Below are 11,956 nucleotides of genomic sequence, written 5' to 3'. Positions count from 1 at the left end.
CGGAGCGACTTTCAAGTGGAGCGCAGTCGGGGTGCCGGTGATCTTCGCGGCCCGGAGGTGGACGAGGGTGAGGGCGGAATCTGAGCGGGCGGTTGTGAGGGCGGATCGCCATCATGGCGGCGAATCGAGGAGGAGGCTGATCTCGCACGAAAACGTTTCACGTGAAACACGCTCGGCGACTGCGCGACGGTTTTGCTTGGGCAATGGATTGGCGGAGATTGCCGGTACCCTGACGGAGCGACTTTCGAGTGGAGCGCAGTCGGGGTGCCGGTGATCTTCGCGGCCCGGAGGTGGGCGAGGGTGAAGGCGGGATCTGAGCAGGCGGTTGCGAGGGCGGATCGCCACCATGGCGGCGAATCGAGGAGGAGGCTGATCTCACACGAAAACGTTTCACGTGAAACACGCTCGGCGACTGCGCGACGGTTCTGCTTGGGCAATGGATTGGCGGAGATTGCCGGTACCCTGACGGAGCGACTTTCAAGTGGAGCGCAGTCGGGGTGCCGGTGATCTTCGCGGCCCGGAGGTGGACGAGGGTGAGGGCGGTATCTGAGCAGGCGGTTGTGAGGGCAGATCGCCACCACAGCGATGTATCGAAGCGGCGGCCGATCCAACCCAACAATGTTTCACGTGAAACCGTCTCCAAAACCACCGATTTGCCGATGTTCCACGTGAAACACCTGGCCAGTTACAAATGATGCATCGCAATACCGCTATAATTTCGCCATTACTGAATCCAGAGAGTTTGCCGCACGCGGCAAAATAACGATGCTTTATCCGACCGAGTTCGACGTGATCGTAGTGGGGGGCGGCCATGCTGGCACCGAGGCTGCGCTCGCCTCAGCCCGCATGGGCTGTAAGACACTCCTGCTCACCCATAATATCGAGACGCTCGGTCAGATGAGCTGCAATCCCTCCATCGGTGGGATCGGCAAGGGCCATCTCGTCAAAGAGGTCGATGCACTGGGCGGGGCCATGGCTGCTGCCACCGACGAGAGCGGTATCCAGTTTCGTATCCTCAACTCCTCCAAAGGCCCGGCAGTGCGCGCCACCCGTGCCCAAGCCGACCGGATTCTCTACAAGCAGGCGATCCGCCATCGGCTGGAGAATCAGCCCAATCTCTGGCTCTTCCAGCAAGCTGTCGAAGACCTCATCGTCGAAGGCGAACGCGTTGTCGGTGCCATCACCCAGATCGGGCTGCGCTTCCGTGCCCGAGCCGTAGTGCTCACCGCCGGCACCTTTCTCGACGGAAAGATCCACGTCGGGCTGAACAACTACGTCGGCGGGCGCGCCGGAGACCCGGCCGCCGTCAGCCTGTCGTCCCGGCTCAAAGAGTTGAAATTGCCGCAAGGCCGGTTGAAAACGGGTACGCCACCGCGAATCGACGGGCGCTCCATCGATTTTTCCGTCCTCGAAGAACAGCCCGGCGACCTCGATCCCGTCCCCGTTTTCTCATTCCTCGGACGCCCCGAGCAGCATCCGCGCCAAGTGCCATGCTGGGTCACCCATACCAACGAGCGGACCCACGACATCATCCGTGGCGGGCTCGACCGGTCGCCGATGTACACCGGCGTCATCGAAGGCGTCGGCCCCCGCTACTGTCCGTCTATCGAAGACAAGATTCACCGCTTCGCCGACAAGACCTCGCACCAGATCTACCTCGAACCCGAAGGCTTGACGACCAACGAGTTCTACCCCAACGGCATCTCCACCAGTTTGCCGTTCGACGTACAGCTCGAACTCGTCCGCTCGATGAAAGGCATGGAGAATGCCTACATCCTGCGCCCAGGCTACGCCATCGAATACGATTACTTCGATCCCCGTGGTCTGCGCAGTTCGCTCGAAACCCGGGTCATCTCCGGACTCTTCTTCGCCGGGCAGATCAACGGAACCACCGGTTATGAAGAAGCCGCCGCGCAAGGGCTGCTCGCTGGCATCAACGCGGCATTGCAAGTGCAAGGGCGCGAGGCGTGGTGCCCGCGCCGCGATCAGGCCTACCTCGGCGTACTCGTCGACGATCTGATTACGCGTGGTGTCTCCGAGCCTTATCGTATGTTCACGAGTCGTGCCGAATATCGCCTGTCGCTGCGTGAAGACAATGCCGATATGCGTCTGACCGAAGTCGGCCGCGAGCTCGGCGTCGTGGATGATCGTCGTTGGGATGCGTTCTGCCGCAAGCGTGACGCTGTTTCACGTGAAACAGAACGTCTCAAAACGACGTGGGTGACGCCGAAAACCTTCCCGGCCGAAGATGCCGTGCCGCTGCTCGGCAAGGCCATCGACCACGAATACTCACTGGTCGATCTGCTGCGGCGCCCCGAAGTCGGGTACGACGCCCTCATGGCCGTGCAGGGTGGTCGCCTAGCCGCTGAAGTGCCGTTGTCCGACGATCCGCTACAAGCGCATCAGATCCGCGAGCAGATCGAGATCGCCGCCAAGTATCAGGGCTATATCGACCGCCAGGCCGACGAAATCGTGCGCAAGGAAGCCAACGAGAACACCGTGCTGCCTGCCAACATCGACTACAACGAGGTTCGGGGGCTGTCCATCGAAGTGCGACAGAAGCTCGGGGCACAACGGCCCGAGACACTGGGCCAGGCATCGCGCATTTCCGGGGTGACCCCCGCCGCGATCTCGCTGCTGATGATTCACCTCAAGAAGGGGCTTGGACGCCGTCGCGCGTCAGGGGATGCGACGACCGCCGCCGATGACGGCGACGCGCACGCAGCCTGACGCGGAGACCTCATGACCGATTCCCGACGTCTCGCCGCCAACGGCGGCAATGATCTGGCCGTGCTTCTGGCCGACGGTATCCGGCAACTTGGCCTGTCCATCAGCGATGAACAGCAGCGACGCCTGCTCGATTACCAGGCATTGTTGGCGAAATGGAACGCCTCGTTGCAGATGACCTCCATCCGCGATCCACGCCAGATGGTCATCAAGCACCTGCTCGATTCGCTCTCTATTCTGCCGCGCCTCGATCGCGAACCAATTTCACGTGTGCTTGACGTAGGCTCAGGCGGTGGACTGCCCGGCGTGGTGCTCGCGATCGTGCGTCCCGATTGGCAAGTGACGGTCAACGACATCGTGCACAAGAAGACCGCATTCCTCACGCAGGCCCGCGCTACCTTCAAGTTAACCAATCTGACAGTCGTGACCGGTCGGGTTGAGTCGCTCGTCATCGGCAAGGATGTCAGCGCGCCGTTCGACGCCATCGTGTCGCGTGCCTTTGCGGAGCTGACCGATTTCGTCACCCTCGCGGGAAACTTGCTCGCCCCGGACGGCAGTTTCTGGGCCATGAAGGGCGTAGCGGCGGAGCACGAGCTTGCGCTGCCTGCGGGCTATGCCCTGGTTGAGCGTTTGGTGCTGAACGTCCCATTTCTTGACGCTGAGCGTCATTTGCTTCGCGTGAAGGAAACGGCATGAATAAGATGACCCGCTGGGCGGGGGCCGTCATGGTCAGCTTCTCGGTGGTTGCCGCTGTCGCCTGGGCCGAATCCGGGCAAGAGTCGCTGACGACGCGCGTGCGTCCGGTACAGAAGATCGACAAAGCGCGCTACGTCGGCACTTGGTACGAAATAGCACGCTACCCGAATTTCTTCGAGCGAAAATGTGTGTCGGACGTGACCGCGCACTACGTGGTGCGACCGGACGGTCGGATCGACGTCACCAACCGATGCCGCAAGGACGATGGTACCTGGGTCAGCAATACGGGCCTGGCGCGCACCGATGGGCAGGGCACCGGCACGGCGCGCTTCAAGGTGACGTTCGCACCCGACTGGTTGCGCTGGATTCCCTGGCTTTGGACGAACTCCTGGGTTATCGTGCTCGACGACGACTATCAGTTTGCCGCTGTCGGAGAACCCAGTCGCGAGTACCTCTGGGTCCTCTCGCGCACGCCGTCGCTCGACGACAACGCACTGAATCAAATGCGTGCCCAGTTGCGCAAGCAGGGCTACGACACCGACAAACTGGTGTTGACGCCCCAAAAGGCGAGCGCCCCCTGAGCACCGCCCGCCGGCGTGTCTGACGCCGGCTAGCGCAGGCAATACCTGAGCTTTACTCAGATAATCGAATTTGCGGGATGGATCGAATCGCGCGCGCATACCCCGGCAAGTCGGCTGTCACCGGCGGCACGGTACGTTCGCACGGGTTTCATCCCCGGCATCATCGGTATCAATCGCATCAACACGGCAGCATTCGGAGGACTACATCGGCATGGCGAAAATTTTCTGCGTGGCCAATCAGAAGGGCGGCGTTGGCAAGACGACCACCACGGTGAACCTCGCTGCCGGACTGGCGTCGCACGGGCAGCGCGTCCTGTTGGTCGACCTCGATCCGCAGGGCAATGCGACGATGGGCAGCGGCATTGACAAGGCCGCGCTCGAATCGAGCGTGTACGAAGTGCTCGTCGATGGCGCCGATGTGGCCGCGAGCTGCCAGCGCTCGGAGTCTGGCAGCTATGACGTGCTGCCCGCGAACCGCGAACTGGCCGGTGCAGACGTGGAACTCGTCTCGCTCGAGAATCGCGACGCGCGATTGAAGCTGGCGCTCGCCAAAGTCAACGACACGTACGACTTCGTCCTCATCGACTGCCCGCCCACGCTCTCGCTGCTCACGCTCAATGGACTGTGCGCGGCGCACGGCGTGATTATTCCGATGCAGTGCGAGTATTTCGCACTCGAAGGGCTGTCGGATCTCGTCAATACGATCAAGCAGGTGCACGCGAATCTGAACCGCGACCTGCAGGTGATCGGTCTGCTGCGCGTGATGTTCGATCCGCGCATTACGCTGCAGCAACAAGTCTCCGACCAGCTCAAGGAGCATTTCGGCGACAAGGTATTCAACGCGATCATTCCGCGCAATGTGCGACTTGCCGAAGCGCCGAGCTACGGCATGCCTGGCGTCGTTTTCGATCCCGCTTCACGCGGCGCGAAGGCGTATCTGCAATTCGGCGCGGAAATGATCGCGCGCATTCAAACTATGTAAGGCGCATTGTCATGGCGACCAAGACCACCGCACTGAAGAAAAAGGGCCTGGGCCGCGGCCTCGAAGCGCTGCTCGGCGCACACGCCGATAACCACAACGGCGCGACCGAAGTGAGCGCCGATGGCGCACCGTCGGTCATGGCGCTCGAACGCCTTCAGGCCGGTAAGTACCAGCCGCGCACGCGCATGGATGAGGGGGCATTGCAGGAACTCGCGGCGAGCATCCGTGCGCAGGGCCTGATGCAGCCGATCCTGGTGCGTCCTGTCGATGGCGAGAAGTACGAAATTATTGCGGGCGAGCGACGGTTTCGTGCCGCCCGCATCGCTGGGCTGGCCGAAGTGCCGGTGCTCGTGCGCGACGTCCCCGATGAGGCCGCCGCGGCGATGGCGCTCATCGAGAATATCCAGCGCGAGGACCTGAATCCGCTCGAAGAAGCGCAGGGCATTCAGCGACTGCTCGGCGAATTCAATTACACGCACGAGCAAGCCGCCGAGTCGCTCGGCCGCTCGCGCAGTGCGGTGTCGAACCTGTTGCGCCTGCTCAATCTCGCGCATCCGGTCCAAACGATGCTGCTCGCGGGCGATCTCGACATGGGGCACGCGCGCGCGCTGCTTTCCGTCGACGCCGCCACGCAGATCACGCTGGCCAACCAAGTGGTGAACAAGCGCCTGTCGGTGCGCGACACGGAGCGCATCGTCAACGCGTCGCTCAAGCCGCAGGGCGATGGCATTCGCCGCCGCTCGGCGGAAGAGGGCGGTCGCGACGTGATGCGTCTCGAGGAAGAACTGTCGGATTTGCTCGCGTCGAGCGTCAAGATCAAAGTCGGCCGTAAAGGCGCCGGACAACTCACGATCGAATTCGGTAGCCTCGATTCGCTCGATGGTATTCTCGCGCGCATTCGTGCCGAATGATGCCGGTCGCCTGAGCCTTCGGCCGTGAGCGATCCCGCGGGCAAACCCATGGGGCCGGCGAAGGCGAACCCGTCGCGCACGGGGGAAGCGGCTGCGTCGTCGCACGGCACCGCCAGGACGCGGGTATTGCGCGCGCTGCGTGCGACCTACGAGCGCGTGCGCGGCGATCGTGTGCTGCTCATTCTGCTCATCGGATTCGTCGCGTTGCAGATGGCCCGGCCCGCGAGCCTTGGTGAGCTGTTTGCGCGCATCGATCAGCACACGATCCTCACGCTCGCGGGATTGCTGATGCTCACGCGCGCGATCGATCAGAGCGGGTTTCTCGATTGGCTGGCGCAGCGGTTGCTGCGGGCGTTTCGCACCGAGCGACGTCTCGCGCTGTTGATGGTGGTGTTCGCCGCAGCGCTGTCCACGCTGCTGACCAACGACGTCGCACTCTTCGCCGTCGTGCCGCTCGCCCAGTCGCTCGCACGGATCGCGCCGGTGAGGATCGAGCGGCTGATCATCTTTCTCGCGCTGGCGGTGAACGCAGGCTCGAGTCTCACGCCCCTCGGCAATCCGCAGAATCTGTTCCTCTGGCAACACAGCGGCATGGGTTTCGGCGCCTACGTCGTCATGATGACGCCCCTGACGCTGGCGCTGATGGCCGTGTTGCTCGTGACGTGTGCGTTCGCGTTCGATTCCCGTGTCCTGCATTTTCAGCGACGCGGACCGGCGCACGACGTGCGCTGGCCGCTGCTATGGATTGCCTTGGCACTGTTCCTGGCGTTCGTCGCACTGGCGGATCACGGCGCCGCCACGTGGGCGTGCGCGGGCGTGGCGGCGGTGCTGCTGGTGGCGAAGCGCAACACGGTGTTGGGCATCGACTGGCTGCTGCTCGCCATCTTCGTGCTGATGTTCGTGGTGCTGCGCGGTGTGGCCGGGTTGCCCGAAGTGCGCGCGACGCTCGGACAAGTGGATTTCGCGGGATCCGGCACGGCCTACGCGGGGGCTGCGGTACTTTCGCAATTCATCAGCAACGTTCCCGCCGCGATCCTGCTCGCCGAATACAGCCACAACTGGACGGCACTCGCGCATGGCGCGGCGGTCGGCGGTTTTGGCCTCGCGATCGGCTCGTTGGCCAACCTGATCGCATTGCGCATGGCGAAATCGGACAGGATCTGGTGGCGCTTTCATTGGCTCTCCATCCCGTTTTACCTGGTGGCACTGTGCCTTGGGTACATTGCCCTCAAATGGGGATAATCGTGCACCGAACGCCGTCAAGTTGCAGCGATTGCGCAGCGTTTGCGCCGATTGTCGCGTTGCACCATGAGAAAAATCGGGCTCCTTGAGAGTTGGCGCCAAATCGGGGCATGCACCGCACAATTTCGGCGAATTTGTTGCGCGTTTCGATTGACTGGGGTTCGTAATTTCCCGTAAAATCTCGCGGATTTATCTGCTTGAAGAGCCCATTCGTTTTGCACGAGTCGGGCGGGGAGGCTACGAGATGACCGACGAAAAACGGTCGAACTTGGAACCGAAACCGCAAGCGCCGGCACGTGCAACATCAGAGGTCTGGGACGACGAGCAGGAGCAAGACACAATCGTTCCGCTCACACGTGCGCAGGCTGAGCGCCTGTTCGGTCCCGATGTGGGGCGCGCATCCCGTGTGACTCCATTCAGGGTGGTGGGAGCCCAGGTACTGCTGTCGCTGGTCGCGGCACTGGCCTGGTGGTTGCTCTCGACATCGCCACGAGACGCGGCGGTGTCCGCATGGCTGGGCGGAATGATCGGTTGGTTGCCGGGCGCATTGTTTGCGCTGCGGTTAAGAATGTCGGGTGATCGCCTCTCCGTCGGTTCGCTGATGATGGGAGAAGCGGTCAAGGTAGCAACGACGATTGCGTTGTTTGTGGCCATAGCATTCGGTTATCCAGGGGTTCACTGGATCGCGTTGCTGGTCACCTTCGTGCTGACGCTCAAAGTCTATTGGCTTGCGATGGCACTGAAGTAGCGGTGAGAATCCGCTGGCGCGTCGACACGCTACCGTGTGCGGATTTTCATAATTGGGTGTTTGATCGCTATGTCAGTAGAAGCCGGCTACGCTCCGAGTCCGTCGGAGTACATTTCGCACCACCTGCAGAACCTTGCGAGCTCGACGCAAACCAAGATCGTCGATTTCTCGATCATCAACTGGGACACGATGTTCTGGTCGATCGCGATGGGCGTTCTGGGCTGCTTCGTGCTTTGGTTGGCGGCTCGTAAAGCATCTTCGGGTGTGCCGGGCCGTTTCCAGGGCGCGGTCGAAATGCTCGTCGAGATGGTGGAAGACCAGTCAAAGAGCATCGTGCACGGCAATCGTGCCTTCATCGCACCGCTGGCGCTGACTGTGTTCGTCTGGGTCGCCCTCATGAACTCGCTGGACTTGCTGCCCGTCGACCTGCCGTCGCGCGTGATCGAGTGGGTTGGCCTGAGCAGCATCATTACGCACCATCGCATCGTGCCGACGGCAGATCTGAACGGCACGCTCGGGATTTCGGTCGGCGTGCTCATCCTGATGATCTACTACAGCTTCAAGATCAAGGGCGCGGGCGGTTTCATGCACGAGCTGTTCACGGCACCGTTCGGTAACCACTTCCTGTTGTGGATCCCGAACCTGCTGCTCAACCTCATCGAATTCTGTGCCAAGACCGTGTCGCTCGGTATGCGACTGTTCGGCAATATGTACGCCGGCGAACTGCTGTTCCTGCTGATCGCTCTGCTGGGCGGTATCTGGAGCTTTGGCGCGGATGCGTCGGTGCTGGGTTTTGTCGGTCACATCATTGCCGGCACCGCATGGGCGATTTTCCACATCCTGATCGTGTTGCTCCAGGCGTTCATCATGATGATGCTTACGCTGGTGTATATCGGCCAGGCGCACGACCATCACTGATCGGTTGTTGCGGTAGTTACGTGTTTCCCGGTTTCACAGTTTTTCAAATTTAAAGTTTCAAGTCTCTAACCAAAAGGAGTAATCATGCAAGCTTTCATCGCCAACATCCAGGGTCTGACCGCCATTGCTATCGGCATCATCATCGGTCTGGGTGCTATCGGCGCCTGCCTGGGTATCGCGCTGATGGGCGGTAAGTACATCGAAGCGTGCGCCCGTCAGCCCGAGCTGATGAACCCGCTGCAAACGAAGATGTTCCTGCTGGCCGGCCTGATCGACGCGGCATTCCTGATCGGCGTGGGCGTTGCCATGCTGTTCGCGTTCGCGAACCCGCTGCTGTCGAAGCTCGCTTAAGTTTCTTTCGGCCGGTCGCGCACTGATCCGCGCGGCCAACTGGACATGAACGGCGCGCCCAAGCCAGCAGGCACAATGGGGCGCGCTGTTTTGCCAATCGACTCGCATCACCGAAAGGAAACACCGTGAACATAAACGCAACTCTGTTCGCGCAAACCGTCGTGTTTCTGATCCTGGCATGGTTCACGATGAAGTTCGTGTGGCCGCCGCTGATCAAGGCTATCGACGAACGCGCGAAGAAAATCGCTGACGGTCTGGCTGCCGCCGACAAGGGCAAGGCCGAACTCGACGCCGCCAACAAGCGCTCCACGCAAGCACTCGCGGAAGCCCGCGACGAAGGCGCGAAGCGTATTGCCGACGCCGAGAAGCGCGCTCAGGTCGTGGCCGACGAAATCAAGGCCCAGGCGCAAGCCGAAGCCGCCCGTATCATCGCCAACGCCAAAGCCGAAGCCGAGAACCAGGCCGTCAAGGTCCGGGAATCGCTGCGCGAAGACGTCGCCGGTCTGGCTGTCAAGGGCGCCGAGCAGATCCTGAAGCGTGAAGTTGACGCCAAGGCCCATGCCGACCTGCTGAACCAACTCAAGGCAGAGCTCTGATCATGGCCGAACTCGCAACCATCGCTCGTCCGTACGCCGAAGCGCTGTTCCGCGTGGCCAAGACTGGCGACCTGAATCGCTGGTCGGGGCTGGTGCGCGAACTGGCGCAAGTGGCAGCGCTGCCTGAAGTGGCCAACCTGGCCGACGATCCGAAAGTCACGCCGGCGCAAATCGTCGATGTGCTCGCCGCGGCCGTGAAATCGACCGACGCCGAAGTGCGCAACTTCGTCGCCGCTGTGGTCGAGAACGGGCGTCTGGCCGCCATGCCGGAGATTGCCGACCAGTTCGAAGCGTTGAAGAACGCCGCCGCCGGTTCGGCAGATGCCACGATCGAAAGCGCCTTCCCGCTCGAAGGCGAGCAACTGACCTCGCTGGTCAAGGGCCTCGAGCACAAGTTCGGCTGCAAGCTCAACGCGAGCGTGACGGTAGACCCGTCGCTCATCGGTGGCGTGCGTGTGGTGGTTGGCGACGAGGTGCTGGACACTTCGGTGCGCGCCCGCCTGGCAGCTATGCGGACGTCGTTGACGGCCTGAGGCCGACGCGATACGACTGCGACGGCAAGAATTGAATATCAGGAGCACATATGCAACTCAATCCCTCTGAAATCAGCGAACTGATCAAGAGCCGGATTCAAGGTCTCGAGAGCGGCGCCGAAGTCCGTAATGAAGGCACCGTGATCTCGGTGACCGACGGTATCTGCCGTATCCATGGCCTGTCGGACGTGATGCAGGGCGAAATGCTGGAATTCCCGGGCAATACGTTCGGTCTGGCACTGAACCTCGAGCGCGACTCCGTCGGCGCCGTGATTCTGGGCGAGTACGAGCACATCTCGGAAGGCGACACCGTCAAGTGCACGGGCCGCATTCTGGAAGTGCCGGTCGGCCCGGAACTGAAGGGCCGCGTCGTTGACGCACTGGGCCTGCCGATCGACGGCAAGGGGCCGATCAACGCCAAGCAAACCGACGCCATCGAAAAAATCGCCCCGGGCGTGATCTGGCGTAAGTCGGTGTCGCAACCGGTGCAGACCGGTATCAAGGCAATCGATGCCATGGTGCCGATCGGCCGCGGCCAGCGTGAGCTGATCATTGGTGACCGTCAGACGGGTAAGACCGCCGTGGCCATCGACGCGATCATCTCGCAGAAGGGCAAGGGCATGACCTGCGTGTACGTCGCCATCGGTCAGAAGGCGTCGTCGATCATGAACGTGGTGCGCAAGCTCGAAGAGCACGGCGCGATGGAATACACGATCATCGTGACCGCCACCGCGTCGGACTCGGCCGCCATGCAGTTCATCGCACCGTACGCCGGCTGCACGATGGGCGAATACTTCCGCGACCGCGGCGAAGACGCGCTGATCATTTATGACGATTTGACCAAGCAAGCCTGGGCCTACCGTCAGATCTCGCTGCTGCTGCGCCGCCCGCCGGGCCGTGAAGCTTACCCGGGTGACGTGTTCTATCTGCACTCGCGTCTGCTCGAGCGCGCGGCTCGCGTCTCGGAAGAGTACGTCGAAAAGTTCACCAATGGCGCCGTGAAGGGTCAAAGCGGTTCGCTGACGGCGCTGCCGATCATTGAAACGCAAGCCGGTGACGTGACCGCCTTCGTTCCGACGAACGTGATCTCGATTACCGACGGCCAGATCTTCCTGGAAACCGACCTCTTCAACGCGGGTATCCGTCCGGCAATCAACGCCGGTATCTCGGTGTCGCGCGTTGGCGGTGCAGCGCAGACGAAGGTCATCAAGAAGCTGTCGGGCGGTATCCGTACCGACCTCGCACAGTACCGTGAGCTGGCTGCGTTCGCGCAGTTCGCCTCGGACCTGGACGAAGCCACCCGCAAGCAGCTCGAGCGCGGTCGCCGCGTGACGGAACTGCTCAAGCAGCCGCAGTACCAGCCGCTGCAAGTGTGGGAACTGGCCGTATCGCTGTTCGCCGCCAACAACGGCTATCTGGATGACCTCGAAATCGCTCAGGTGCTGCCGTTCGAAAAGGGTCTGCGCGAAGTTCTGAAGACCAGCCACGGCGCGCTCATCGGCCGTATCGAAGAGACCAAAGATCTCTCGAAGGACGACGAAGCCGCCCTGCACGCTGCGATCAAGGACTTCAAGAAGACCGGCGCTTACTAATCCGGTTGAATCGGTAACTATTCAACGGACCCGGGAAGGCGCGATGTTCAGGCAAGAGCGGACGTCGCGCCGAGACAAG

General features: G+C 61.8%; 12 protein-coding genes. All 12 read left to right on the top strand.

Features of this window, described 5'->3' with window-relative positions; translation table 11 throughout:
* Nucleotides 1-765: 765 nt before the first annotated feature.
* Nucleotides 766-2,730, top strand: a complete 1,965-nt coding sequence (gene mnmG, locus PTE31013_RS14930; protein ID WP_150613567.1) for a tRNA uridine-5-carboxymethylaminomethyl(34) synthesis enzyme MnmG — start codon at nt 766-768, stop codon at nt 2,728-2,730.
* A gap of 12 nt (nt 2,731-2,742) precedes the next feature.
* Nucleotides 2,743-3,423, top strand: coding sequence for a 16S rRNA (guanine(527)-N(7))-methyltransferase RsmG (gene rsmG, locus PTE31013_RS14925; RefSeq protein WP_150613566.1), 681 nt, complete (start codon nt 2,743-2,745; stop codon nt 3,421-3,423).
* The gene (locus PTE31013_RS14920; protein WP_150613565.1) at nt 3,420-4,004 is read left to right on the top strand and encodes a lipocalin family protein; all 585 of its coding nucleotides are present in this window, start codon (nt 3,420-3,422) and stop codon (nt 4,002-4,004) included. The genes rsmG and PTE31013_RS14920 overlap by 4 nt, the downstream gene beginning before the upstream one ends.
* Before the next feature lie 211 nt (nt 4,005-4,215).
* Nucleotides 4,216-4,986 carry a ParA family protein gene (locus tag PTE31013_RS14915; RefSeq protein WP_150613564.1) on the top strand — a complete coding sequence of 257 codons (771 nt, stop codon included), beginning with the start codon at nt 4,216-4,218 and terminating at the stop codon, nt 4,984-4,986.
* Between the two features lie 11 nt (nt 4,987-4,997).
* The gene (locus PTE31013_RS14910) at nt 4,998-5,897 is read left to right on the top strand and encodes a ParB/RepB/Spo0J family partition protein (RefSeq protein ID WP_150613563.1); all 900 of its coding nucleotides are present in this window, start codon (nt 4,998-5,000) and stop codon (nt 5,895-5,897) included.
* Nucleotides 5,898-6,023: 126 nt separating this feature from the next.
* Nucleotides 6,024-7,139 (top strand): SLC13 family permease, encoded by a 1,116-nt coding sequence (locus PTE31013_RS14905; protein ID WP_150613588.1) that lies wholly within the window; start codon nt 6,024-6,026, stop codon nt 7,137-7,139.
* Nucleotides 7,140-7,383: 244 nt separating this feature from the next.
* Complete coding sequence (locus PTE31013_RS14900; RefSeq protein WP_150613562.1) at nt 7,384-7,887, top strand: ATP synthase subunit I; 504 nt, start codon at nt 7,384-7,386, stop codon at nt 7,885-7,887.
* 69 nt (nt 7,888-7,956) lie between these two features.
* Nucleotides 7,957-8,805 (top strand): F0F1 ATP synthase subunit A, encoded by an 849-nt coding sequence (gene atpB / locus PTE31013_RS14895; protein WP_150613561.1) that lies wholly within the window; start codon nt 7,957-7,959, stop codon nt 8,803-8,805.
* Between the two features lie 84 nt (nt 8,806-8,889).
* Entirely contained in the window at nt 8,890-9,156 is a 267-nt protein-coding gene (atpE, locus tag PTE31013_RS14890; RefSeq protein ID WP_017233820.1) for a F0F1 ATP synthase subunit C, read from the top strand.
* A gap of 125 nt (nt 9,157-9,281) precedes the next feature.
* Nucleotides 9,282-9,752, top strand: coding sequence for a F0F1 ATP synthase subunit B (locus PTE31013_RS14885; RefSeq protein WP_150613560.1), 471 nt, complete (start codon nt 9,282-9,284; stop codon nt 9,750-9,752).
* A gap of 2 nt (nt 9,753-9,754) precedes the next feature.
* Entirely contained in the window at nt 9,755-10,285 is a 531-nt protein-coding gene (locus tag PTE31013_RS14880; protein ID WP_150613559.1) for a F0F1 ATP synthase subunit delta, read from the top strand.
* A 50-nt stretch (nt 10,286-10,335) separates the two neighbouring features.
* Nucleotides 10,336-11,877, top strand: coding sequence for a F0F1 ATP synthase subunit alpha (gene atpA, locus PTE31013_RS14875; RefSeq protein WP_150613558.1), 1,542 nt, complete (start codon nt 10,336-10,338; stop codon nt 11,875-11,877).
* The last annotated feature ends 79 nt before the right edge of the window (nt 11,878-11,956 follow it).

This window comes from Pandoraea terrigena, assembly GCF_902459705.1.
Taxonomy (GTDB): domain Bacteria; phylum Pseudomonadota; class Gammaproteobacteria; order Burkholderiales; family Burkholderiaceae; genus Pandoraea; species Pandoraea terrigena.
Note: the sequence above shows the minus strand (reverse complement) of the source record. Positions and strands in the feature narration are given on the sequence as shown.

Bases quoted from the DNA above. Each gene is read 5' to 3' on its own strand.
- rsmG (WP_150613566.1), top strand. From the start codon at position 2,743: ATGACCGATTCCCGACGTCTCGCCGCCAACGGCGGCAATGATCTGGCC.
- PTE31013_RS14910 (WP_150613563.1), top strand. From the start codon at position 4,998: ATGGCGACCAAGACCACCGCACTGAAGAAAAAGGGCCTGGGCCGCGGC.
- atpE (WP_017233820.1), top strand. From the start codon at position 8,890: ATGCAAGCTTTCATCGCCAACATCCAGGGTCTGACCGCCATTGCTATC.
- PTE31013_RS14900 (WP_150613562.1), top strand. From the start codon at position 7,384: ATGACCGACGAAAAACGGTCGAACTTGGAACCGAAACCGCAAGCGCCG.
- atpA (WP_150613558.1), top strand. From the start codon at position 10,336: ATGCAACTCAATCCCTCTGAAATCAGCGAACTGATCAAGAGCCGGATT.
- PTE31013_RS14880 (WP_150613559.1), top strand. From the start codon at position 9,755: ATGGCCGAACTCGCAACCATCGCTCGTCCGTACGCCGAAGCGCTGTTC.
- PTE31013_RS14915 (WP_150613564.1), top strand. From the start codon at position 4,216: ATGGCGAAAATTTTCTGCGTGGCCAATCAGAAGGGCGGCGTTGGCAAG.
- PTE31013_RS14920 (WP_150613565.1), top strand. From the start codon at position 3,420: ATGAATAAGATGACCCGCTGGGCGGGGGCCGTCATGGTCAGCTTCTCG.
- atpB (WP_150613561.1), top strand. From the start codon at position 7,957: ATGTCAGTAGAAGCCGGCTACGCTCCGAGTCCGTCGGAGTACATTTCG.
- mnmG (WP_150613567.1), top strand. From the start codon at position 766: ATGCTTTATCCGACCGAGTTCGACGTGATCGTAGTGGGGGGCGGCCAT.